The 22,844-nt window shown below is 68.7% G+C and carries 20 protein-coding genes and 1 tRNA gene; 7 read left to right on the plus strand and 14 right to left on the minus strand.

Going from position 1 to position 22,844, the window contains the following annotated elements; all coding sequences use genetic code 11:
- Positions 1 to 52: 52 nt before the first annotated feature.
- The 8 genes from PA27867_RS13765 to galU form a co-directional block, all read right to left on the minus strand.
- Positions 53 to 298 (minus strand): hypothetical protein, encoded by a 246-nt coding sequence (locus tag PA27867_RS13765; protein ID WP_066597225.1) that lies wholly within the window; start codon positions 296 to 298, stop codon positions 53 to 55.
- Between the two features lie 497 nt (positions 299 to 795).
- A complete protein-coding gene (locus tag PA27867_RS13770; RefSeq protein ID WP_066597227.1) occupies positions 796 to 1,932 on the minus strand; it encodes a hypothetical protein in 1,137 nt (378 codons plus the stop codon).
- Positions 1,933 to 2,019: 87 nt separating this feature from the next.
- Positions 2,020 to 2,799 (minus strand): hypothetical protein, encoded by a 780-nt coding sequence (locus PA27867_RS13775; RefSeq protein ID WP_066597228.1) that lies wholly within the window; start codon positions 2,797 to 2,799, stop codon positions 2,020 to 2,022.
- Positions 2,800 to 2,960: 161 nt separating this feature from the next.
- A complete protein-coding gene (locus PA27867_RS13780) occupies positions 2,961 to 3,374 on the minus strand; it encodes an ankyrin repeat domain-containing protein (protein ID WP_066597230.1) in 414 nt (137 codons plus the stop codon).
- Between the two features lie 291 nt (positions 3,375 to 3,665).
- Positions 3,666 to 3,741, minus strand: a tRNA-Ala gene (locus tag PA27867_RS13785).
- Positions 3,742 to 3,796: 55 nt separating this feature from the next.
- A complete protein-coding gene (locus PA27867_RS13790; protein ID WP_066597233.1) occupies positions 3,797 to 4,786 on the minus strand; it encodes a hypothetical protein in 990 nt (329 codons plus the stop codon).
- A 54-nt stretch (positions 4,787 to 4,840) separates the two neighbouring features.
- Positions 4,841 to 5,500, minus strand: a complete 660-nt coding sequence (locus PA27867_RS13795) for a GNAT family N-acetyltransferase (RefSeq protein WP_084021166.1) — start codon at positions 5,498 to 5,500, stop codon at positions 4,841 to 4,843.
- A gap of 63 nt (positions 5,501 to 5,563) precedes the next feature.
- Positions 5,564 to 6,457, minus strand: coding sequence for a UTP--glucose-1-phosphate uridylyltransferase GalU (gene galU / locus PA27867_RS13800; protein ID WP_066597235.1), 894 nt, complete (start codon positions 6,455 to 6,457; stop codon positions 5,564 to 5,566).
- A gap of 51 nt (positions 6,458 to 6,508) precedes the next feature.
- Here galU and PA27867_RS13805 point away from each other — a divergent pair, with 51 nt between their 5' ends.
- From PA27867_RS13805 to mscL, 3 genes are all read left to right on the plus strand, one after another.
- Entirely contained in the window at positions 6,509 to 7,087 is a 579-nt protein-coding gene (locus PA27867_RS13805; protein WP_066597237.1) for a 5-formyltetrahydrofolate cyclo-ligase, read from the plus strand.
- Between the two features lie 67 nt (positions 7,088 to 7,154).
- Complete coding sequence (locus PA27867_RS13810; protein WP_066597238.1) at positions 7,155 to 7,541, plus strand: FmdB family zinc ribbon protein; 387 nt, start codon at positions 7,155 to 7,157, stop codon at positions 7,539 to 7,541.
- A 90-nt stretch (positions 7,542 to 7,631) separates the two neighbouring features.
- Positions 7,632 to 8,123, plus strand: a complete 492-nt coding sequence (gene mscL, locus PA27867_RS13815; protein ID WP_236900714.1) for a large conductance mechanosensitive channel protein MscL — start codon at positions 7,632 to 7,634, stop codon at positions 8,121 to 8,123.
- Between the two features lie 392 nt (positions 8,124 to 8,515).
- Here the strand turns inward: mscL and PA27867_RS13820 are convergent, their stop codons facing one another.
- From PA27867_RS13820 to PA27867_RS13845, 4 genes are all read right to left on the minus strand, one after another.
- Positions 8,516 to 9,049 (minus strand): hypothetical protein, encoded by a 534-nt coding sequence (locus PA27867_RS13820; RefSeq protein WP_066597239.1) that lies wholly within the window; start codon positions 9,047 to 9,049, stop codon positions 8,516 to 8,518.
- Positions 9,050 to 9,559: 510 nt separating this feature from the next.
- On the minus strand, positions 9,560 to 13,309 hold the full coding sequence (locus PA27867_RS13835) for an ATP-binding protein (protein WP_066599980.1): 3,750 nt from the start codon (positions 13,307 to 13,309) through the stop codon (positions 9,560 to 9,562).
- Between the two features lie 99 nt (positions 13,310 to 13,408).
- Complete coding sequence (corA, locus tag PA27867_RS13840; RefSeq protein WP_066597243.1) at positions 13,409 to 14,425, minus strand: magnesium/cobalt transporter CorA; 1,017 nt, start codon at positions 14,423 to 14,425, stop codon at positions 13,409 to 13,411.
- Between the two features lie 63 nt (positions 14,426 to 14,488).
- Positions 14,489 to 15,106, minus strand: a complete 618-nt coding sequence (locus tag PA27867_RS13845; protein ID WP_157109238.1) for a hypothetical protein — start codon at positions 15,104 to 15,106, stop codon at positions 14,489 to 14,491.
- A 171-nt stretch (positions 15,107 to 15,277) separates the two neighbouring features.
- On the opposite strand from PA27867_RS13845, the gene PA27867_RS13850 reads away from it, so the two are divergent.
- Positions 15,278 to 16,030 (plus strand): 4'-phosphopantetheinyl transferase family protein, encoded by a 753-nt coding sequence (locus tag PA27867_RS13850; protein ID WP_066597247.1) that lies wholly within the window; start codon positions 15,278 to 15,280, stop codon positions 16,028 to 16,030.
- A 108-nt stretch (positions 16,031 to 16,138) separates the two neighbouring features.
- The gene (locus PA27867_RS13855) at positions 16,139 to 16,549 is read left to right on the plus strand and encodes a hypothetical protein (RefSeq protein WP_066597249.1); all 411 of its coding nucleotides are present in this window, start codon (positions 16,139 to 16,141) and stop codon (positions 16,547 to 16,549) included.
- On the opposite strand, the gene PA27867_RS13860 is transcribed toward PA27867_RS13855, so the two are convergent.
- On the minus strand, positions 16,531 to 18,921 hold the full coding sequence (locus PA27867_RS13860; protein ID WP_066599981.1) for an HAD-IC family P-type ATPase: 2,391 nt from the start codon (positions 18,919 to 18,921) through the stop codon (positions 16,531 to 16,533). The genes PA27867_RS13855 and PA27867_RS13860 overlap by 19 nt on opposite strands.
- Positions 18,922 to 19,084: 163 nt before the next feature.
- Between PA27867_RS13860 and PA27867_RS13865 the strand changes: the two genes are divergently transcribed.
- On the plus strand, positions 19,085 to 19,480 hold the full coding sequence (locus tag PA27867_RS13865) for a hypothetical protein (protein WP_066597250.1): 396 nt from the start codon (positions 19,085 to 19,087) through the stop codon (positions 19,478 to 19,480).
- A 34-nt stretch (positions 19,481 to 19,514) separates the two neighbouring features.
- Here the strand turns inward: PA27867_RS13865 and PA27867_RS13870 are convergent, their stop codons facing one another.
- Positions 19,515 to 20,150: a TetR/AcrR family transcriptional regulator gene (locus tag PA27867_RS13870; protein ID WP_066597251.1), complete on the minus strand. Its 636-nt coding sequence runs from the start codon at positions 20,148 to 20,150 to the stop codon at positions 19,515 to 19,517.
- A gap of 718 nt (positions 20,151 to 20,868) precedes the next feature.
- On the opposite strand from PA27867_RS13870, the gene PA27867_RS13875 reads away from it, so the two are divergent.
- Positions 20,869 to 22,719 carry an alpha/beta hydrolase family protein gene (locus PA27867_RS13875; RefSeq protein WP_066597253.1) on the plus strand — a complete coding sequence of 617 codons (1,851 nt, stop codon included), beginning with the start codon at positions 20,869 to 20,871 and terminating at the stop codon, positions 22,717 to 22,719.
- Positions 22,720 to 22,844 lie beyond the last annotated feature (125 nt).

Genomic DNA, 22,844 nt, shown 5'->3' on the forward strand with positions numbered 1-22,844 from the left:
CCACGCATCCGCGGTGCCGTGCGACGCCCTTCTGCCGCGTGATGCCGCTCGGCTAGTTGGGGACTTCGCCCTCGGCGGTCTCGTCGCTGACGTCTTCGTCGACGAAACGGTACGGGATCGGCTCTTCCGTTTCCCGGCCCTTCTTGTAGGTGCGGGTGATCTTCTGGCCGTCCTCGACGGCCTCGAGCACCACCACGTCCTGGTGTTCTCCGTTGGCGAAGTGCAGTTCCACCTCGGTGCCCGACCCGATCACGTTCGGGCCGAACAGCACTGCTTTGTATGTTCCCTGTGAGCTCATGATCTCCCGGCTCTCCTGCGCCTTCCCGTCCCACTGACGAGGCGCCTCATCGCAGACAGCCTACGTCGACACGATCAAAAGGCACAGGGCACGCGCAGCGCGCCTTGGGATGCCGATCAGGATGCCGCTCGGGGAGCCGGCGGGGCAGCCCCGCCGCGTCGAGATGCTCTTTGTCTCGAACCCGCGTAGGGTCAAAGCATCCGGCCGCACGGCCGGGTCCGAAGGAGTACACATGGCTGACAAATCACCCAAGAAGGATGCGACCAAGAAGGTCGCCGGCAAGTCGCTCAAGGAAAAGCGCGCCGACAAGCAGGCCAAGTCCGCTGAGACCGAGAAGGCTCGCAAGCGCTGACCACTTCCGGCCGGGCGCATCCGCCCGACCCGCCAGACTCACCGGTGTCGCCCGTTCTCGGGCGGCACCGGTTTTTCTCGCCCCACCGGTCGGCGGCCACGTACGAGAACGGCCGGCACCGGCCCGACACAGGCCCGCCGGCGCCTCAGACCACGAACCGCACCCCGGCCGCCACCGCGCCACCGCCCGGCATGTCGTCGGCCCGCACCGCGAAGATCTCGGCGCCCGACAGAAGCGCCCGGCGCAGGATCTCGTCGACCACGCCGTAGCTCACGGCGTCTTCGGTGTCGCTGAGGGTGATCGCCCCGGTCTGCTCGTCGACCACCCCGGGGACGCTCTGGTCGATGTCCACGAAGAGAGTCTCGACCGCGCCGTAGGTGGCCGCCCGGGCCACGTCGCTGAGGTCGGTGACGGCGCGGCCGTGCGCGGCCCGGCTGGCCATCCGATCTTTGAGGGTCTCGAGTTCGGCGGCGTAGAGCTGGTCGAGGATCCCCCGCGCCGCCTTGCCGAGCTCCTCGTCCGGGGTCTCCTCGGGGTTGCCGGCGATGATGCCCTCGGTGAGATTGGGGTAGCTGTTCACCGACCGGTAGATGCCCGCAAGGGGTTCCGCGGCGGCGAGCACCAACGGCAGGTCGAGGCCGCTGAGCACCGGGCGGAGCGCCCGGTCGATGGCCCTGGCGTACTGGCGCATCCGCACCTTCTGGCCTTCGCCGCCCTGGATGCGCCCGTTCATGCTGTGGCCGTCCTGGCTGCGGCCGCTGATCGACGGCAGCCCCACCGAACTGGCCACATCGCTGGGGAGCCCCGGCACGGGCACCGCGTAGACGGGGCCCTCCGCGCTGATCTCGAGCAGCCGCACGGAGTTCTGCGCCAGCGCGAGCACGAACGCCGACTGCGGGAAGGTGACCGCTCGCAGCAGGGGCTTGAGATAGAACCGGTCGGAGACCTCCAGGGCGCCGCTGAGGCGGTTGGGCAGCCGGAACGTACGGACGCTCGTCGGCGTGGCGAAAATGGCCAGGCTGTACGACAGGGACCGCCAGAAGTCGGAGTCTTCGACAAGGTCCCCCAGGGTTTCCTGCACGGCCTCGATGACGCCCTTGTCGGTTTTCGCGTCGCGCAGCTGCTGCACCGCCTCGGCCAGGCAGTTCTTCAGCTCCACCCTGGCCTTGTCCGAATCCTGCGGCAGCGGGGTGGTGCTGAGGTAGACCGAGACGCAGGGATGCTGCCGCACCGCGGCCAGGGTGTCGACGTCGTCTCGGGTAGGTATATCGGTGTGCAGCACGACCAGGCTCCTTCGATTGGCGAGGGTGCCCACGTGCCGACCCCCTGCTCAACCCCTGCTCGACCGTGAGCCTCTTACCGGCCCACTTTAGCCACTCGAATCTGTTCGCATAAGGGCGGCCACGGCCTCCTCCCCGCGGATCAGCACGAGCAACCTCAGCACCTCGTCGATCACGGCGGCGGTCACCCCGGCGCAGGCGATGCTGTACGGTCCAAGCGGCTCCAGGCCGTCGGCCCGCACCCGGATCACGGCCCAGCCCACCTCGGCGAGGGCCGCGTCCTTCTCGCGGTCGGACGCCTCCTTGAGGCCCCGGTGAGCGGTGCGCTCCCGGCCCGGCGAGTCGTATTCGATCGCCACTTTCAGCCCCGGGATGATGATGTCGGGCCACACCTCGGGTTTGCCGTAGAAGCTCCGGTTGATCCGGATGGCGTTCACCCGGTGCGGCAGCCGGATGCGCTCGCCCAGCAGCATTCGGAGTTTCTGTTCCGCCTGCGACGTGCGGGTCTTCAGGCCGGGCTTCATGAACGGCACGCCGCCCTCGTGCCGGGCCGCGGGAGCCTGTGCGTTCTTCTGGCATTTCGGGCAGCCGGGCCCGGTGAGGGTCTCCCGCACCGTGGCCTCGTACCGGGAGTGCCCGCGCGTGCAGATCCACTGGTAGCTCGCGCCGATGCGGGTCTCCTGCGCCAACGCGGCCCGGCCGGCGGGCGCCGCGCGGCGGAGCAGTTCCTCGCGGCTGCGCTTGGTCTCGCCGAGCAGCATGCACAGCGGGCAGGCGCGTTGCAGGGTGATCCGCGCCTCGGCGGCATCCGCCCCGTGCCCGCAGCGGAACCGCACTGTGATGCCCGCCGTGCCCGAGTCCTCGTCCATCCGCATCCGCCCGTCGCCGCTGCACCTCGAAGTCGAGGTGCCACCACGGTAACCACGACCGGCGACATCGGCGCCCGGGTGCGCAAGTTGAGTTGCGGATTTCCGGCCTTCGTTTCGTCGGCGAAGGCGGGATGTCCGCAATTGGGTGCGCGGAGGGCCGGTCAGGCGCCGGTGTGGGCCTCGATGACCTCGCGCATCCGCGGCAGGGCGAACTGGTCGGCGATCTGGATGCCCGTGTGGCTGCCCAGGTCGGGGTCGGCGCCGGCCGCGAGCAGGTCGAGCAGGATCGCCTCGTTGCCCCGGAACACGGCGCAGGCGAGGGCGGTCTGGCCCATGGCGTTCACCACAGCGGTGTCGGCGCCGCGTCGGAGGAGTTCCAGCACGGTGTCCCGGTGTTGCGCGTACGCGGCCACGATCAGCAGGCTGTCGCCGCGGCCGTTGACCAGGTCGAGCGGCACCCCGGCGTCGAGCATCTCGCCGAGCGGGCCGGTGCGGCCGTCCCTCGCCAGCGCGAAGACGCCCTCCACGACCTCTGCGGGCGGTGCCGTCACCGGCTGGTCCTGGTGCGCTGTCATGATCGTCTCCGCTTGTCTCGAACAGTGGAACCGCGAGGCTCCCCAGCCTGCCCGGCCCCGGCAGTGCCCCCAATCCTAACCAACGCCTCCGCCCGGCCAGCCCGCCCCGCGGGGTGCACAACGCCTTCCCCGGGGCGCCGACGCACGCGCGTGATTCAGGAGTTATGCGCAGACAGGCACGGATGGGCCGGGACTGGTGCCAGGGACACTGGGCTCAGGCAGGCCGCGGCACGGAACGCCGGGGGAACGAAGAAGGACCGCAACCCGGGGGCTGCGGTCCTTCTACTTCAGTGGTGGAGCTAAGGAGATTCGAACTCCTGACCTTCTCATTGCGAACGAGACGCGCTACCAACTGCGCCATAGCCCCAGACTGCGTATTTACAATATCACGCGAGCGCTGCCGCTTCGAACCGGGCGGGTCCTCAGCCGACGGCCCGGCGGCGGCGCAACACGTCGTCCAGGTTGGTCATGCCGGGTTCGGTCTCGCCGACGATGCCCATGCTGGCGAACCGGCTCGGAGCGGCCTGCGGGGACGCCTTGGCCGCGGCGGCGCGGGCGGCCACCGGGCGGGTGATCGGGGTGACCTCCGACGGTGCGATGGCCTCGGCCAGGGCTTGCGCCCGGCGCTGCAGCTCGGCCTCAGCGGCCGCCTGGCGCAGCTGGGCCGCGGCATCCACCGATGCCATCGCCGCCTGGGCGATCGAGCCGGGTGAGAGGTGCAGGGGCTTGGGCAGCGGCTGCGGGGTCCACGGGGTCGGCGCCGCCACGGGTGCCTCCTCGAAGTGCACGGGTTCGAAGCGCTGGCCCCGACCGCCCGCGGGCACACGGCGGCCGGTTTCGGTGGCCACCGCATCCGTCGCCTGGCGCGGGGCGCGAGCCGACCGGCTCACGCTGGCCAGGCGGCCGAGCGCGGCGACGGCGGTGCCGGCGGCGACGAGGCCGCCCACCAGCAGGGTCCACAGGCCCGCAGAGAGCAGCGTGAGCCCGGCGACGGCGCTGACCAGGCCGATGAGCAGCAGCAGGGTCGAGAGGGCCCGCATGGCGCGCAGGCGGCGGGCCTTACCGGCCGGGGTGAGTGCCTTGGGCCGGGCGGCGGCGGCACGCAGCACCGCGGCACGACGGGCGGCCGTGGCGGCGTCGCCGGCGGCCTTGGAGGCGATCCGGGCGTCTTCTTCCGCCTGGGCCAGCAGTTTGCGTTGGGCGGACACACCGCGCGCGTTGGTCTCCACGCGTACCTCCTGGGGAATTTCCGACGTCTCGGCGAGAATGCGCAGGGTCTGCTGCAATCGCACGGCATTGCGTTCGGTGGCGAGATACTGCCGTCGTCTCGCCCATGTCGGCATGAGATACGTCACCCAGAGCGCGGCGGCCACGGCCACCATCACTCCCCCACCCAGGACTTCGCTACTCATGCTCCCTACGGTATGAGTCCCGCGCCCCTCCGTGCCTGATTACCGAGGGGTGTGTCACTTGTCGGCCACCTGCAACGGATGCTGCGAGGCGGCCCGGTCGTACTCGTTCACGGTGGCGTTTCCGGGCGGCACGAGGCCGTCCTGCCAGCGGCGCAGCACCCCACCGCGCACCTCTTCGGCCACCAGGCCGAAGGCGAAGTGGTCGCGCCAGGCGCCGTTGATGTGGATGAACCGGCGGCGAAGGCCCTCGTAGCGGAAGCCCAGCTTCTCCACGACCCGCAGCGACGGCCCGTTCTCGGGGCGGATGCAGATCTCCATCCGGTGCAGCCCCAACTGAGCGAAGCAGTAGTCGGTGGCCAGCGCCACGGCGGTGGGCGTGATCGCCCGGCCGGCGAACTCCTCGCCCACCCAGTAGCCGATCGACGCGCTGGAGAGCGATCCCCAGGTGATCGACGAGACGTTCAGCTGGCCGGCGAGCTCCCCGTTGTACTCGATCAGGAACGGCAGCCCGCTGCCCGTGCGCGAGTGGGCGAGCAGGCTGCGGATGCTCGCCCGGGTGTCGAAGGACATGGGCGCGTACGGACTCGTCGCCTCCCAGGTGCGCAGCCAGGACCGGTTCGCCATCAGCTCGCGCTCCAGGGCGCGGGCATCGCGCAGGCGGATCGGGCGCAGGGTCACTGCGCCCTCACGGAGCGTAGGTATCGCGGTCGGCACGATGAGCCCGTCTACTTGGGGGCCGAGGCCCGATGATGTGTCGCAGCTTAGCCCGCGTCCGACCTACTCGAGAGTGGCGGTGAACTCCTTGAGCCAGGGGCGCAGCTCGGTGCCGAGGTCGTCGCGGTCGACGGCGAGCTGGATGATGGCCTTGATGTAGTCCAACCGGTCACCGGTGTCGTAGCGGCGGCCGCGGAAGATGACGCCGTAGACGCCGCCCGTGGTCTCCGGGTTGACCGCCATCTCCTGCAGGGCGTCGGTGAGCTGGATCTCGTTGCCCTTGCCCGGCGCGGTGTGCTCGAGCACGTCGAACACCTCGGGGCGCAGCACGTAGCGGCCGATGATGGCCAGGTTCGACGGCGCATCCGCTGCCGACGGCTTCTCGACCAGGCCGGTGATGCGCACCACGTCGGGGTCGTCGGTCTTCTCGATCGCGGCGGCGCCGTAGAGGTGGATCTGCGACGGGTCGACCTCGAGGAGCGCGACGACGCTGGTGTTGCGGCCGATCTGCTCGGCGAGCATCTTGTCGAGCAGGGGGTCGCGGGCGTCGATGATGTCGTCACCGAGGAGCACGGCGAAGGGCTCGTTGCCCACGTGCATCTTGGCGCGGAGCACGGCGTGCCCCAGGCCCAGCGGGTCGCCCTGACGCACGTAGTGCATGTCGGCGAGGTCGGTCGACTCGTTCACCTTGGCAAGACGGTCGCGGTCACCCTTCTGGATGAGCACCGCCTCGAGCTCGGTGACCCGGTCGAAATGGTTCTCCAGTGCGTTCTTATTGCGGCCCGTGATCATGAGCACGTCGGTCAGTCCGGCGGCGACGGCCTCTTCGACGACGTACTGGATGGCGGGCTTGTCCACCACCGGCAACATCTCTTTGGGCATGGCCTTGGTCGCCGGCAGAAACCGGGTTCCCATACCGGCAGCGGGAATAACGGCCTTCGTAATGTGAGTAACCATGGCATTAGGTTAGCGGCAAGCCGAAAGGCTTACGCACCTAGGATGACTTGTATGGATTCTGACATCGAGCACCGAAAGCGGGCGCTCCGCGCAGAGCTGCGGGAGCGCCGGCACACCATGACGGCGGCTGAACGCGACGCGGCCACCGCCGGGTTCACCGAAAACCTGCAGAGCATCGTGCTCGACCTGTCCGCCCGGTCGATTTCCTGCTATCTCTCCAGCCCCACCGAGCCCAACACGCGCCCGTTCGTGAACTGGGCCGAGGCCCGCGGCATCCGGGTGCTGTTTCCGGTCTCGCGCGACGACGGCCTGCTCGACTGGACCGTCGGCGAGGAGGAGACCGAGGTGCAGGGCATCTCCGGCGCCCCGGAGCCCCAGGGCGAACTGCTTGGACCCATCGCCATCAACGATGTCGACCTCATCATCGTTCCGGCGGCGGCCATCGACCAGACCGGTCTGCGGATGGGTTGGGGTCGCGGTTACTTCGACAAGACCCTCGGCTCCATGGAGAAATGCCCGCCGGTGTACGCCGTCGTCTACGACAATGAGTATGTGGACGAGGTGCCGCGCGAGGTGCACGACCAGCCGGTGAACGGTCTCGTCACCCCCACTCGCATCGTCGTCTTCTAGACTTTCCCGACCGGCACCTGCCGGCCTGAGCCACGAACCACCCGTGTTCACAAACCGAAAAGACGCAGTGCCTACCTATTCCTACCGTTGCACCGAGTGTGACACCGCCTTCGATATCCAGCAGGCGTTCACCGACAACACCCTCACCGAGTGCCCCACCTGTGGCGGCAAGCTGCGCAAGGTCTACTCGTCGATCGGGGTGAGCTTCACCGGCTCGGGCTTCTACCGCAACGACTCGCGCGCCGAGTCGAGCGGCAAGTCCTCGCTGTCCGCGGAGAAGAGCGCGGGCAAGTCCGACAGCAAGTCCGACTCGGCCCCGGCTGCGAAGCCGGCCGAGAAGTCCGGCGCGGCCGCATCGACGTCGTCGAGCGGGTCGTCGTCAGGCGGGTCGTCCTCGTCGTCGTCTTCCTCTTCCTCGAGCTCGTCGCCGACTCCGGCGCCGAAGTCGTCCTGACCTCGTCAGGCACCCGCACACCTACACATCAGCACGGCCACGGACGCGCACCGCAGCACAATGCACCGCAGCACAACAAGGAGTAATCGAATGGGCATGATCAACGGCTTCAAAGAATTCATCATGCGCGGCAACGTCATCGAGCTCGCCGTCGCCGTCGTCATCGGGGCAGCATTCACTGGGGTCGTCAAGGCCATCGTCGACGGCATCTTCAACCCGCTGATCGGCGCGATCTTCAACGCCGAGTCGCTCAACGACTCCATGAACGTGACGCTCGGCGCCAGCACCATCTCGTTCGGACTCGTCCTGGCCGCGCTGATCCAGTTCCTGCTCGTGGCCGCGGTCGTGTACTTCGCCTTCGTGATGCCGCTCAACACGCTCAAGGAACACCAGGCCCGTCGCCGTCAGGCCGGAGTGCCGCTGGACCCGAAGAAGAACCCCATCACCGACCTCGACCTGCTCACCGAAATCCGGGACCTGCTCGCCGCCCAGAGCGGCGCCGTCACCCCCGTTGCCGCGGCGGATGCCCCCGCGCCCTACACCGTCGGCACCGCGCCCGAGGGCGCCAAGCACACCCTCTAGTCTGAGACCCACCCGGCAGCCGTGACTGGACGGTTGCGCCCCCTGGTGCACCCGCCAGCAGTTCGTTGAACATAGTGATGACGGCGTTCCCCCTCTTGATCGAGGAGGCCGAAGTCCTGCAGCGCGTCGACGGCCTTGGCACGTTTGACGTCGGCCAGGTCCGCAGGGGTGCCGAGGACCGCGGCAGCGTAGAGAGCTCTACGGTCAGGGTTAGCGAGTGGCGCTATGACTCGACGCCAGTCAGGGCTGCCTCATCTTTTGCCAACCGGCCTCCCGTGTGGCGCGAATTCACCAGAAGGGAAGCACCTGCAACAGAGGCCGGCATTCGATCGACAACAAGACCCGGACACTGAGTGGATTCTTGATGCGAATCATGGCCCCTTCGGAGTTGCTCACTGCGCTTCAATGTCGGTTTGTGGCGTCGAGACAGTGAAGTTGAACGACTGAGCCTGCGGCGGCGCGGCCGTGTAAACCTCCAGCGTGAGGAAATACGGCCCGCGGGTGTAGTGGCGCTCAAAGCTTTCCTTTCGCGCTGCCGATTCGGTATCCCGGTTTCGCACCCAGCCTTGTTCCGTCAGCCAAGGCTTCAGATCATCAGCCAACTCGGTCGGCGTCCGAGGGCCATCCGGAAGAAGGATGACCCAATTGACCCAGTCATACTTTCCCGGCAATTTTTCATCGGAATGGTAGACCTGCCACGGTCCTCCACTGAGTTCAACAGAGATGCTCTCCACCTCGGCGGGAGGGATCTGCGCAACGATATCCTCGCTCCAGTCCCGGGCTTGGTCGATCAACCCCTTCAGTTCAACTTCCTGAGCCGCCGCCACTTCTGCCTTTTGCGCCTCGGACATTGCACACCCGGACAACAAACACACCACGACCACTGTCGTGATGACCGCCAAAACGGTCCGAATATTGAGTTGCATTATTTCCACCCCAGGTATGCCCGATAACAAAGTTACGGTGCAAGCGACAGCTTGGCACAGGCCCATGTGACCGGCTCACGAACGCGACTCCTGTCAAATCCGCCCTGGGCGACGGCTGTTTGTCAGGCCCCGGGTTTGTGGGGTTCGGTCAGACCTGTTCCGAAATCGTCGATGCCCCGCCAAGACCCGCCGTTGCGGATGAATTCGGCGTTAGAGATGGAGTTGAACGCTTCAGCCATCGCGTTGTCGTGGCTGTCGCCCGTGAAGCCGACGGAGCCGACGGCCGCGCTCCGGAACGGCGGGGATGACACAAGCGATTACCAGTGCGGGGGCTTGTCCTGGCGGAGTCGGGCGTCGTTCGCGCTGGTCGACGAGCCGTCGCCGGCGGTTTGGCCGCCCTCTTCGCGGGAGGGCGGCTCCGGGCTGGTGTCGGTGTTCGGCGCGGGCGTCAGGCGTGCGCGCCGAGCACCGGCGGACCGGATCACCGACTGGCGCGGCTCCACCGCCCGGTCAGGCACGGTGCGCCGGACCGCCAGACCCCTCGGCCGGCACGACACCCGCGAGGGCGGCGACGCGGGCGGCGACGGCATCCGGGTTGCTGAACAATTCGAAGCTGTGCACGCGCAGGTAGTGCCAGCCGAGTCGGCGCAGCACCTCGGGGCGCAGCCGCAGCGACTCGCGCAGGCTGGCGCGGTTGACCACGGCGTCGGTCTCCACGACCACGGCACGTCCGGCGTGGGAGGCGGCCAGCGCGAGCTTGCCACGGTGCCCGAGCGACACGGTGAGGCCCTGGCGTTCCAGACGGCGGGCGAGGTCGACCAGCATGGCCTCGCGCGCATCCGGCACGGCCACCTCGTTGCGGCGTGCCTCGGTCTCGGTGAGCACCTGCGACAGGGCCAGGATGCCGTGCCGCTGGCGGTCGGCGTCGATGTCGATGGGGCGGAAGCAGGAGACGATGTCCATGGCGCGGCGGGCACGGGTCATGCCGATCGCGAGCAGGCGTTCACCGCCGGGTTCGCCGAGCGAACCGAAGTTGCTCAGCAGGCGCCCATGCGGGGTGCGGCCGTAGCCGATGGAGAAGATCACCCGGTCGCGGCTCTGCGCCACGGCCTGCTCGAGGGTGAGCACCGTGAACGGTTCGGCGCGGTCCTTGAGGATGAAGTCGCTGAGGTCGGTGCGCTTGGCGAACGCAGCGAGCACGGCCTGGTGCACGCGCACGGCGTGCCGGGCGCTGGCGGTGATCACCATGAGGGATTCGCGGGGGCGCTTGACGGCGTGGTCCATGACCAGGTCGACGACCTTGGACACCTCGGCGTCGACGCTCTCGACGGCGCCGCTGTCGACGTCGGGCATGCCGTGGCCGCCCTTGACGTAGTTGAGCGTGAGGCTGCCGTGACCGAGGAAGCTCCCTGCCCAGGGCAACGAGTCGATGCGGCCGCCGTAGAACCTGTGGTTGACCAGCTCGGCGAGGTCCTCGCCGCCGGCCCGGTAGCTGCGGGTGAGCGTGAGGGTGGGCAGCAGTTCGCCCAACCGGGCCAGCGCGGAGTCGGCGTGCAGCGCGTCGACGTTGGTCTCCTGCGGGCGGGGCACGTCGGCCGGTTCCACGATGCCGGTCTCGAAGCCCGATGGCGTCTGGGTGACCGGGTCACCGAAGGCGACGACCTGCTTGGCACGGCGGATCGCGCCGACGTTCTCGGCGAGGGTGGTGGCGCCGGCGTCCACGAGCAGCACGGCGTCGAAGGTCATCTTGTCGTCGAGCCCGGCGACCTCGTACGGCGAGGCGAGCCAGACCGGCGCGAGCACGCGGCCCAGGTGCGGGGCGACCTCGTTGATGCGGCCCGGGGTGGCACGGTCGGCGCGCAGCAGCCGGCGCAACTGGTCGGCCTCGTCGGGCCAGTCGACCACGCCGATCTTCCAGGTCTCGGCGAGCAGCCAGGCCAGGATCTGTCCGGTCGTGGAGGCGTGCGCCTCGTCGACGAGCTTGAAGTCGGCTTCGAGCCGGTCGAGCACCTGGGTGTTGGCGTTGAGCAGGGCCCGGTCGCCGCTGAGCATGACCTCGAGCACCGACTGCCACCAGGCGAGTTCGAGCTCGGCGGCCACGTTCTCCTCCGACACGTGCCGCTGGGACAGGTCGGTCATCAGCGGGTCGAGGTTGTGCTCGCGCAGGGTGGCGAGCAGGGCGGTGCGCTCGTGCAGGTTCGCGAGCACCTCGCTCTCGGCGGCCAGGCCCACGAGAGTGCGCAGCAGTTCCTTCACCGGCCGGGAGACCAGCTGGCGCGGGGTGCCGGCGTTGCCGAGCGGCACATCGAGCTTGCCGAGGTCCTCGGAGACCCGCTGGAAGGCCACGTGCACATCGTTGATGCCCACCGGCACCTCGGGGGTGACGCCCGCGGCGGCGTAGCGCTGCCACAGGGTGCGCTGCTGCTGGATGCGGCGCAGGCTCTCGTTCATGTCGCTCACGTGCACGCCGGGCCGCAGGTACTCGTCGGCGAGTTTGCGCAGCCGGCGCCGGTTGCTCGAGGTCATCTCGGGCGAGTCACGGCGGGCCGAGGTGGCGGCGATGAGTTCGGTCAGCGACCGGTCGAACACGGCGGGCTGGAACTTGTCCAGGGTCTCGCGGATGTCCAGGAGCAGACGCAGGTAGATGCCCAGCTCGTGCACCGTCTCGAACGGGCGCAGCCGGGTCTGGCCGACCAGGTGACCGGCGCGCTCGAGCAGCCGGGGCACATCGGTCTGGCTGAGCCGCTTGGCGAGCTCGTGCGAGGCACCGGCATCCGCGGTGGAGGAGAAGGAGGCGCCGTACCAGGGCGAGTCGCCCGGGCCGTAGCGGAATTGGCCGAGGACGGCGGCCTTGATCAGGATCGCGGCGGCACTGGTGCGGTCGTGGGCGAGGCGCTCGAGGGCCACCCGGTCGAGCCGGGCGGTGGTCGACGGCGGGGCGGGCAGCTGGGCGAGCCGGGCGAGTTCGCCGAGCGCGTCGAGCACCGAGACGCCCAGGGCGGCGTCCTTGCGGGTGAGGGCGGAGCGGTAGTCGAGCAGCACCTTGCGCAGGCGCACGAGGGCGTCGTCGACGTCGCCGACGCGCGGCTGGGCGGCCTTCTCGTTGCGGGTGATCGACTGGATCAGGTCGCGGCGAAGGGTGCGGGGCGTGACGGCCACGCCGGGCAGGCCCACCTGCACGAGCCGGTGCGCGATGCCGTCGAGGCTGGAGCGCCGGGCGCTGACCACGAGCACCCGCTTGTGCTGGGCGATGAGCGAACCGATGGCATTCACGATGGTCTGGGTGCCGCCCGTGCCGGGCAGCGTCTTCACGACGAGGGAGTTGCCGGCGCTGATCTGCGCGACGACGTTCTCCTGCTCGGCGTCGGCATCCAGCAGCAGCGTGTCGGTGCCGGGCGGGCGCACGTCCTGGCCGATCGGCAGCACCGGGTTGTAGGCCATCTCGATGGCGCGGCGGGCGGTGGGGTTGCCGGCGACGGCGTCGAGCACCGGATGCGTGAGCTTCTGCGCATCGACGGCCATGGCGCGTCCGACGTCGGCGAAGGAGGACGCGACTAGCCGGGGCACCACGTTGAACCAGGGCAGGTGCGAGGTGAGGCCGCGCAGCCGGTCGATCACGGGCTGCGGCTTGAACGCCCCGTTGGTCACGGCGAGGGCGACGAACGCGTCCGCGTCGAGGGTGATCTGGAACTGGTCATGCAGCGCGCGGGCCAGCTCGGGGTTGAGGAACGGCTGTCCCTTGAGCTTGAGCTCGAAGTCGCGGCCGTAACGGCGGATGGCGAGGGGCCGCAGCAGCACCGGCGCGGTGAACTCCACGTCGCCGTGTCGCCACTGGGCCAGGCCGATGGCCAGGTGCACCGACTCGATGCCGCGCATGGAGCGCAGTTCGATGCCCTTCTGGGTGATCTCGTTCGCGGCCAGGCGGGCGTTGCGGAGGGCCAGCTCGTCGCGGATCAGGTTGGAGAGCAGGGTGGTCTTGCCCGTGATGAACTGGGGCAGTCCGCCCGGGTGGGTGGCGGAGAGTTCGATGCGGGAGCGGGGGCTGTCACCGAAGTGCAGCAGCGGGGAGTGCCCGCCGACCAGGGCGAGTTCGTCCCGCCAGCGTTGCCAGGTGGGTTCTGCGATGTTCCCGGCGACCAGCGATGGGTCCCCCAGGCTCACCGAGTCCGGGGAGGTCGCTTGACGCGAGCCGGGCGAGGACACATCGGGGTAATCCGATGTGAAATCGTCATCTTCTGGTTTTCTATCGAGGCGCCACACACCCACACCCTATTTCTCCGCCGGTCGGATCTCGGTTAGGCCACCCGGTTATTTACCGCATTCGCAGGATTCTGGGGGCGATTGAGCACAATCGGGTGCCTACAGCCAGTCTTTGCGCTTGAAGACCGCGTAGAGCCCGAACCCCATGGCGACCATCAAGGTGATCGCGAACGGATAGCCGAACTGCCATTTTAGCTCCGGCATATGGGTGAAGTTCATGCCGTAGATGGTGCCGACCAGGGTGGGGGCGAACAAAATCGCCGCCCAACTGGAGATTTTCTTGACCTCTTCGCTTTGCGCCAGGCCCGTTTCGGAGAGCCGGCGGGTCTCGTCGTTCTGCCGCTGGGCGACGAGGGTGCTGTGCACCGTGAGCGCGTTCTGCAGCAGCTGCCGGAACGCATCTCCCCGTTCGACGACCCGGATGGTGTGGTCGAGCACATCCCGCAGGTGCCGGTGCAGCTCCACGTCCACGTTGTGCTTCTCGAAGCCCTCCTGGAGCGATTCGAGCATGCCGATCAGCGGCTGGGTGGCACGCTGGAACTCGATGACCTCCCGCGAGAGCGCGTAGATGCGCCGGGATACGGCCTGGTCGCCGTCGAAGAGCTGGTCTTCGATCTCGTCGATGTCGTTCTCCAGGCCGGCCACGACGGGCGCGTACTCGTCGATCACCTGGTCGAGGATCGCGTAGAGCACCGCCTGGGGGCCGAAGGCGAGGAGTTTGGGGGTGCTTTCCAGCCGGTGCCGCACCGAGGCGAGGTCGGGCGACTCGGCGTGCCGGATGGTCACCACGAAGTCGGGGCCGACGAACACGTGCAGTTCGCCGAATTCCACGCGCTCCTCGGAGTCGAGGTAGCGGGCCGGGCGGAGCACCAGGAACAGGGTGTCGGAGTAGCGTTCGATCTTCGCGCGCTGGTGGCCCTTCAGGGCATCCTCGATCGCGAGGTGATGCAGCGTGAACTCGTCAGCGACCGACCTGATTTCGTCGTCGGTCGGCCGGTACAGGCCTATCCAGGCGAAGCCGTCCTTCTCTTTGAGCACCTCGAACACGTCCTGCAACGTTTCCGGGGTTGCCACCCGACGACCATCCACATAGATCGCGTCATCAATCAGCGCCACGGCTGCTCCTCACTCGCCGTACAAGTGTGCCACCCGAGAAGAGGCGCGCCGCACAGCCGAGTGTCAGCGCGCTGGGCTGGCCTGCCGCTTGGGCCCCTCGTGCTTGCGGTAGCTGGGGCTGAAGGAGAGCAGCACCAGGCCGGCGCCGAGCACGGTCTGGCCCAGCGCGTTGCCGGGGAGCAGCGAGACCGCCCCGCCGGCCAGGATCACGACGGCGGGAAGCACCCGGTAGACCCGTGCGCGCAGGATCGCGGTGCCGAGCAGCAGCCAGCCGACCCCGAACACCGCCGCGGTGAGCATCAGCCCGAACGCGTAGGAGCCGGCGCGGTCGGTGCCGTCCAGCAGTCCGGGGGCGACGCGGCCCAGCGTGGGATAGAGGAACGCCTCGGCCCAGAACTGCCCGCTGATCAGGATGGTGCCCGTGCCGGCCACGATCGCCGCGGAGAACCCGAACGGGCCGATCTGCTTGGCGTGGCGCTCGTAGATCGACACCAACGACAGGATCAGGAGCAGCGCCCCGCCGAGCAGGGCGATGGAGCGCACGGCGAAGACGGGGGTCTGCACGAGCTCGCTGGCCGGGTCACCGGTGAGGCGCAAGGCCAGGTCGAGGATGCCGCCGGCGAGGAAGACCACCCCGGCCGCGAGAGTGGATGGCCTAGCCAGACCTTCGAATCTCTTCACTGAAACCTCACCCACCGCGCCTGCAGCCTCGACAGCCCCGCACGCCGGTGTGCATCCAGAAGGGCTGGTCCCGTTGATTCTTGCACCGGCACGGCCCCCGAACAAGGGCCACGCGGGCCGACGGGTTCGGGCACCGACCGCGACGGATGCCGGCGGCGTTAGGGTGAGGGCGTGCCCGATGCTCCTGACCCCGTGAACGGTCCGCCGGCGACCGGTTTGCCTGGCAGTGCCCTGCCGCCTAGCAGCGCCTCGGCGATCGAGCTGTCGCGCACCGTGGCCGTGGCGGTGGGTGACCGGGCGGAGACGAGGGCCGGCGATCATGCCCTGCTCACCGGCCTCGTGGCCCGGCTGACCGGCGTGGCCGCCGCATCCGTCGGCCTCACCCAACGGTGCCCCCACTGCGGCGCGGGCGACCACGGTCCGCTGCGGGTGAGAATCGCCGGCTCCCCCGCCGTCGTGCCACGGGTGAGCCTGGCCCGCGCGGGTGGGCGGCTGGCCCTGGCTGTCACCGCGGCCGGCCCGGTGGGCATTGACGTGGAGTCGCTCGCCGACCTCGCCCGCGCTCCGCTGGACGCCGTGGCGCTCTCCCCCGCCGAAGCCGCGACCCTCGCCCCGCTGCGGCCGGCCGCCACGGCGGAGGCGCTGGCGAACATCTGGACGACGAAGGAGGCCGTGCTCAAGGCGGCCGGGCTGGGCCTCCGGGTGGACCCGCGTGAGCTCACGGTCACGCTCGCGACGGCCGGCCCGACCGACGGTCGCTCGCCGCGGACGGCCAGTCGGACCGTGTCCTGGCCGCAGGCCCCGTTCCCCGACCACGACGTGCAGCTCTGGCCCGTGGCCGCCCCGCACGGCACCGTGGCCACCGTCGCCGTCGTCTGCGCCCTCCGCCCCGCCCTGCTCCTGGTGGCGCCACCCGTACGGTGATTGCGCAGACGGCCTCGGCGTCGGTATTTTGGGCGCACGAACGGTTCGGGCTGCCCTGTCGGTTCGGCGGGGAGGAGCCGGGCGTTCCCCAGTGAGGAGGAACCGGCTATGACGGGTCAAGAGCACCCGCGGCGCCCCGGCTGGGTGACCTGGGCCGTGGTTCTGATGTACATCGGCGGGATCACCCAGATCGCGTTAGGGATCGTAACCCTGTTCCTGCGTTATGCCCCCGATGTCGCCGCCGACGGTATCGCGCTCGGGGTCACGCTGGTCGGAGCCGGCATCATCCTGTTCGGCCTGTTCGTGGTGGCCCTCGCGTCGGGGGTGGCGCGTGGCAGCCGGGTGTCGCGGCTGAGCGCGACCGTGGTGATCCTGCTGGGGCTGGCGCTCGCGATCACCGACCTGGTCGTCGCCGACGATGGCGACTGGTCGGGGGTGACGATTCAGCTGATCCTGGTGGCCGCCGTGATCCTGCCGCTGTGGGTCGGGTCGGGCCGGCGCTACTTCGCGGCGCGCTGAGACGACGCCCGCTCCGCGTCACGGCGGGAGACCCGCCGGTGCACGAACCGCACAATCTCGATCAGGGCGATGCACACCAGTGAGGTGCCCAGCGCCAGCACCGCCGTGGCCAGGGTGAGGTCGACCAGTTGCAGGAAGTCCCGACTGATCGGCAGCGAGTACATCAGGATCAGCCCGATCATCATGGCTCCGATGACGATCCCCTTGAACCGCGTGACGGGACGGGACAGCACCACCAGGATCCAGAGGCCGATGATGGTGAGGATGAGGGTGGACCCGCTGCGGATCTCCGCCTCGGGGATCTGGGCGTCCGCCGCGAGCCGGGCGTAGGCGGCCAGGCCGAAGGTCACGGCGAGGCCGGCGGGCACCGCGAAGGTGAGGGACCGGCGGAGGAACCCGGGAACGTACCGCTGCGCGTTGGGCAGCAATGCGAGGAAGAACGCCGGGATGCCGATGGTCAGCCCGTCGGTGACCGACAGCTGCCGGGGCAGGAACGGGAACGGCAACAGCAGGATGCCGAAGGTGATCGCCAAGAACGTCGCGTACGAGGTCTTGGTGAGGAAGAGCATCGAGACGCGTTCGATGTTCGCGATCACCTGCCGCCCCTCCGCGACGACGCTGGGCAGGTGCGAGAACCGCCCGTCGAGCAGGATCAGCCGGGCCACGGCCTTCGTGGCGGCCGCGCCGGAGTTCATGGCGATCCCGATGTCCGCTTCCTTGATGGCGAGCGCGTCGTTCACGCCGTCGCCGGTCATGGCCACGGTGTGCCCGGCCGATTTGAGCGCCACCACGATGCGACGCTTCTGATCGGGCGTGACCCGGCCGAACACCAGGTAGTCGTCGAGCACCGTGAGCAGCTCGGCGTCGGTGTCGGGCAGCTGGCGGGCATCAAAGCCGGATGGCGCATGCAGACCCACCTCGCGGGCGATCGCCGCGACGGTCTGGGGGTTGTCCCCCGAGATGATCCGCACGCCCACTCCCTGCGCCGCAAAGAACGAGAGTGTCTCGGCGGCGTCGGGCCGGATGTTCTCCTTGAAGGTGAGCAGAACGACCGGAACCGCGTCGACGGGCACGGTTTCGTCGTGGGTCGGGCTGCCGTGCGCGAGAACCAGGGTGCGCCGGCCGGTCGCGGCGAGCTCGCCGGCCCGGCGGTCGAGTTCCTGCAGCGCCGGGTCCCCGGACGCAGCGGCAGGGAAAACCATCTCGGGGCCGCCGAGAACCCACATGCCGTCGCCGAAGATCACGGCACTCCATTTGCGGGCGGAGGAGAATGCGATCCGGTCCGTTGGTTCCTCCTCGCCCGGTTGCTCGAACCGGCCGGCCAGGCTGCGTGCGGTGGCGTTCGCGTCGTTCTGCACCCCGTACCAGGCCAGCACCCGCTCCCAGCCGGCCACGGCGGTCAACGGATGCGCCGCGTCGAAGACGATGTCACCCTGGGTGAGGGTTCCCGTCTTGTCGAGGCAGATCAGGTCCACCCGCGCCAGGCCCTCGACGGCGGGCAGTTCCTGCACCAGCACCTGCTGCCTCGCCAGCTTCACGGCGCCCACCGCGAAGGTGATGCTGGTCATGAGCACCAGACCGAGCGGCACCATCGCCACGACGGCGGCGATGGTGGCGGTGACCGCGTCCCGCCAGGCTCCGCTGGCGGTCGCCTCTTCCCAGCCGCCCTGCGCGACCATCTGGGCGTTCAGCACCAACAGCGCGATCGGCCCGATGATCCAGGCCACCCAGGTGAGCACCCGGTTGATCGAGGATCGGAGCTCGGACGCCACGAGGGAGAACTTCTTCGCTTCGGCGGCGAGGGAGTTGGCAAAGGAGTCGGCTCCGACCCTGTCGACAGCGCCGGTGCCCGCCCCAGCCACGACGACGGACCCGGACAGCACCCGGTCGCCCGGCGATTTCTCCACGGCATCGGATTCGCCGGTGAGCATGGACTCGTCGAGCTGGAGGCCGCGGGAGCCCGTCACGATCGCGTCGGCCGCAACCTGATCGCCGGCCCGCAACACAAGGATGTCGTCCAGCACGACAGCCTCGATGGCGATCTCCTCCTCCCCCGCCGCGCGCAGCACCCGGGCGTTCGGAGCGTTGAGGAGCGCCAACCGGTCCAACGCCAGCTTCGCGCGGTACTCCTGCACCGTGCCGATGACCGCGTTCGCGATGGCGCTGAAGCCGAACAACGCGTCCTGCCATCGCCCGATCGCGAGGAGAACGAGGAAGCAGGCCAGGATGATGCCGTTGAACAGGGTGAGCACATTGGCCCGCAGGATGCTCCAGACACTGCGGCTGGTGTCTTGCACGAAGGCGTTGGTGCGACCGCTGGCTACGCGTTCCTCAACCTCAGAGGCACTCAACCCGGTCGCAGCAATGGTCACCGTGTGTCCCTTCTCACCCGCCCGGCCACGGCCGGCACCGGCCACATTACCTCCGGTCACCTCGGTGTGCACCCTCGCTGTCGAGGCGTCAGTGGGGCCAGGGCCTGCACCCGAGTCAGTGTGGGGCTAGCACCCTGTGGGTCTTCGGGATTAGCGTGAAGAGATGAACGCCAACCTGTTCGCCGCTGCCTCGCCGGTGGAGGTGCAGGACTGCATCGACGCCTGCACCGACCTGGAGAGAATCAGCGAGGACTGCGCGGAGGCCTGTCTGCGGCTGCACGGCGGCGACGACGATGTCACGGAGTGCTTCCTGGCCGATCTGGACTGCGTGGAGGTCTGCGCGGCGACCAACCGGCTGCTCGGGTGGCGCTCCCGCAGCGACGGGCCCACGACTCAGGCCATGCTGCAGGCCTGTCGGGAGGCCGCATCCGTCTCGATTGCGGCCTGCGAGCGGATGCTGCCGGGCCGCCCGCACTGGACCTCCTGTGTTCCCGCCGCCCACCGCGCCATCGCGGCCTGCACGGCGCTCCTCGAGGTCTTCGAGCCCGACGCCGTGTAGCGCGGCGACCCGGTGCGTCAGGGCCGTCCGGACGTTACTCGGTCTCGGCGGGTGCAGACAGGAAGAGCGGGTCCGCGACGCGCTCGGTTTTCGCGCCTGTGACGGGCTTTTCGGCCGGAGCCGTGTGATCGACGTGCCCTAGCTCGTCCAGGCCCAACGTGTCCGGCATCGGCATTCGCAGCGCGGAGCGCACGATCCGCAGGGCCCCGCGAGCGAAGAACAGGTCGATGTCTCGCTGGGGAGCCCCCGTGAGCGCGGTGACGAGCTGAATCATCCCGGTCATGCGCGTTCGGCAGAGCGTTTCGATCTCCGCACAGTTCCGTGCGGCGGCCCACGCCTGCAGCTGGAACATCAGCACGACGTCGTCCCGGATGAGCTCGGCGTATTCCCGACCCAGGGCGTCGAGGGTGACCACACGGCCGGCCCGCCGCTCGCGATCGGCGCAGTCGGTGGCCAACTCCTCCAGTTGATCCTGACAGGCGTCAATGCACGCCATGAACAGCGCCTGCTTGGTCGGAAAGAGTTGGAAGAGGTAGGGCTGCGAGATGCCCAGCTCCCCGGACACCCGACTGACCGGGGTACCGACGTACCCGGAGAAGGCGAACAGCGGGATCGCCGCGGCAATCGCCTGCCGCCGTCTCTCGCCGGCCGGAACGCGCTCTTCACTCACACGCCCAATGTAGTCGCCCTGCCTGGCCGAGGATCCCCACCCGCTTAGTGACCACTCGCAAGTGAAATCTGTGCGTGCAGTTCGGCCGACTGCACATTCGTGCAGACGTTCTGGGCGCAACCCGACGGATGACCGGGCACGCGCCGCCGACGGCCCGCCAGACCCGCACAATCGTGCACGGCGAAGCCTGTTGCCCGGCCCATTTAGGCCGGTAGCATCGACAAATCAACCCGGATGTCGACCGTGCGCTGTACGAAGAATCCGTGACGGATGGGTGGGAATCCAGCCCGGCACCGCACCCGGGCGCGACCCGCCGAACGGGTGCGCCAGCCGGTGTCCCGACGACCGGCGCACGGTCCCGGTTCGGCGCGAGCTGCCCCCGCAGCCCGGCCCGCACACCCGTGACGGAAACCAGAAACGAATGATCAAAGGAGATCGCATGAACAGCATCCGACACCCGCGGAACCGACCGCCGTGCCACCGCCGGTCAGGCAGCGCACTGCTCGCCACCGTGCGATAGCCGGCTCACTCCGCAGGTTCCCCGCCGCGACCGCCAGACACCCCGCTCCCCCAACCAGCGGCAGGTGCGCGTCCCGGCCCAACTCTCATTGTCGCCCTCGGCCCCGCCCACCCCGCTGCGGCACGACCCGGCAGCCCGGTCCCCGCCGGCGACCCCTTCTTTCCTCTTGTCGACCCAAAATGCTAGGAGCACAGCCCCATGCCCACCCCATTCGTACGAAAGAACAGCTTCTGGCTGATCCTTTCGCTCGTCCTCTGCCTGGTCTCAGCAGTCGGCGCATTCTTCGTGCAGACCAACGGCGCAACCGTCGCCGTCAAGGACATGCGCTGGGAAACCAGCTCCGGCCGCGAACTGAGCGCCCTACTGTACAAGCCCGCTTCCGCGACCCCCGAAAACAAGGCCCCCGTCGTGATCGTCAGCCACGGGTGGTGGAACTCCCGGGAAATGCAGGACGCCAACTACGTTGAACTGGCCAAGCGCGGCTACGTCGTGGTGTCCATCGACATGTACGGTCACGGCAACTCCGACCCCCTTCCGCTCGGCATGGAAGCCGAGAACGGCACGGGAATGTACGACGCCGTGAAGCTCGTCGCGCAGCTGCCGTACATCGACGCCACACAGATCGGCGTCTCCGGGCACTCCAACGGCGCGCGGGCGGCGAACTACGCCGTCGTCGCCGACAACGAGGCCGAGAAGCCGTTGATCTCGGCCGTGCTCCTGGTCGACAACGAAGCCTTCTACAGCGATCTGACCGACCCGGCGAAGTACGTCAACAACTACGGCTCACGTGACGTCGGACTCGTCGCCGACCAGTATGACGAGTTCTTCTTCCGCAGCTACGACGCCAACGGCCAGCAGCTCACCCCGCCCCGCGAGTTCATCGGGACTCCGAATGCCCAGTCCTTCCTGAACTTCGGCACCACCGATGACTCCGAGATGCGCACCGCCGACAAGCTCTACACCGAGACCATCGACGGCACGGACGCCCTCCGCGTGATCTACACGCCCGCCCAGACCCACCCGTGGGGACCGTTCTCGAAGCAGACCACCGAGTACACCATCGACTTCTTCCAGGAGGCTTTCGGCGCCCCGGACCCCATTCCGGCCGGATCGCAGACCTGGCAGCTCAAGGCGTTCTTCAACGCGCTGGGCCTGATCGGTTTCGGGATGTTCCTGGTCGCGTTCACCAAGGCGCTGCTCGTCACCCGCGCCTTCGCCGGGCTTCGCCGCACGGAACCGTTCCAGCTCGCACCGAGCAGCCGCAAGGGCCTGTACTGGTTCTGGGGCGCCCTCGTGGTGTCCGCCCTGTTCTCGGGCTGGAGCTACGTCGCCCTGAGCCAGTCGGCGGCGCTCGCGCCGATCGTGTTCAACGCGGCCCCCACCTGGATCCCACAGGGCGCCCCGTTCTTCATCGGACTCTGGGCGGCGGTCAACGGTGTCTTCAGCATCGTCGTCATGGTGGTGTCCTACCTGCTGTTCGGCCGGAAGAGCGGCCAGAACCTCAGGGAGGTCGGCGTGTTCCCCGGCTGGAAGCCGTTCCTGCACGGACTGGGACTGTCCGCGGTGGTTGTGGTGGCGGCCTTCGGGATCGTGTTCGCCGTCGACTACTTCTTCAAGACCGACTTCCGATTCTGGGTGCTCGCGGTGAAGGCGTTCACCCCCGACAAGGTCTTGATTGCGTTCCTGTACCTGCCGCTGTTCCTCGTGTACTACGTGGCCAACTCCGTCGCGATCAATAGCTTCAACCGGTTCACGATCCGCGAGAAGGAATGGGTGAACACCGCGATCCTCGCGCTGTTCAACTCCCTGGCCCCGCTGATCCTGGTGATCGCGCAGTACTGGACCTTCTTCACCACCGGCGACCTGATCGGCGGCTTCGGGGGAATCTTCAGCATCTGGCTGTTCCCGGTCATCGTGATCCTGGCCGCCTCGGCGGTCATCACCCGCAAGATCTTCCGGGCTACGAACAGTCCTTATATCGGCGGTTTCATCATGGCCGCGGTGGTGACCGTCATCTCCGTGACGAACACGCTCACCGTCGCCAGCTAGTTCGACAAGCCACCGGGTCTGCTGACGGCTGCTGTCGCGGCAACTCGGGAAGAACACATTCCCGAGTTGCCGCGAAGCGCCCTCTCCCGGGCGCCGAAGGGGAACTTCGCGGCAACTCGGGGACC

The sequence above is a fragment of the Cryobacterium arcticum genome, assembly GCF_001679725.1.
Lineage (GTDB): Bacteria > Actinomycetota > Actinomycetes > Actinomycetales > Microbacteriaceae > Cryobacterium > Cryobacterium arcticum_A.

Bases quoted from the DNA above. Each gene is read 5' to 3' on its own strand.
- PA27867_RS13855 (WP_066597249.1), top strand. From the start codon at position 16,139: ATGACGGGTCAAGAGCACCCGCGGCGCCCCGGCTGGGTGACCTGGGCC.
- PA27867_RS13790 (WP_066597233.1), bottom strand. From the start codon at position 4,786: ATGAGTAGCGAAGTCCTGGGTGGGGGAGTGATGGTGGCCGTGGCCGCC.
- galU (WP_066597235.1), bottom strand. From the start codon at position 6,457: ATGGTTACTCACATTACGAAGGCCGTTATTCCCGCTGCCGGTATGGGA.
- PA27867_RS13780 (WP_066597230.1), bottom strand. From the start codon at position 3,374: ATGACAGCGCACCAGGACCAGCCGGTGACGGCACCGCCCGCAGAGGTC.
- PA27867_RS13805 (WP_066597237.1), top strand. From the start codon at position 6,509: ATGGATTCTGACATCGAGCACCGAAAGCGGGCGCTCCGCGCAGAGCTG.
- PA27867_RS13865 (WP_066597250.1), top strand. From the start codon at position 19,085: ATGAACGCCAACCTGTTCGCCGCTGCCTCGCCGGTGGAGGTGCAGGAC.
- PA27867_RS13775 (WP_066597228.1), bottom strand. From the start codon at position 2,799: ATGGACGAGGACTCGGGCACGGCGGGCATCACAGTGCGGTTCCGCTGC.
- PA27867_RS13765 (WP_066597225.1), bottom strand. From the start codon at position 298: ATGAGCTCACAGGGAACATACAAAGCAGTGCTGTTCGGCCCGAACGTG.
- PA27867_RS13820 (WP_066597239.1), bottom strand. From the start codon at position 9,049: ATGCAACTCAATATTCGGACCGTTTTGGCGGTCATCACGACAGTGGTC.
- mscL (WP_236900714.1), top strand. From the start codon at position 7,632: ATGGGCATGATCAACGGCTTCAAAGAATTCATCATGCGCGGCAACGTC.
- PA27867_RS13875 (WP_066597253.1), top strand. From the start codon at position 20,869: ATGCCCACCCCATTCGTACGAAAGAACAGCTTCTGGCTGATCCTTTCG.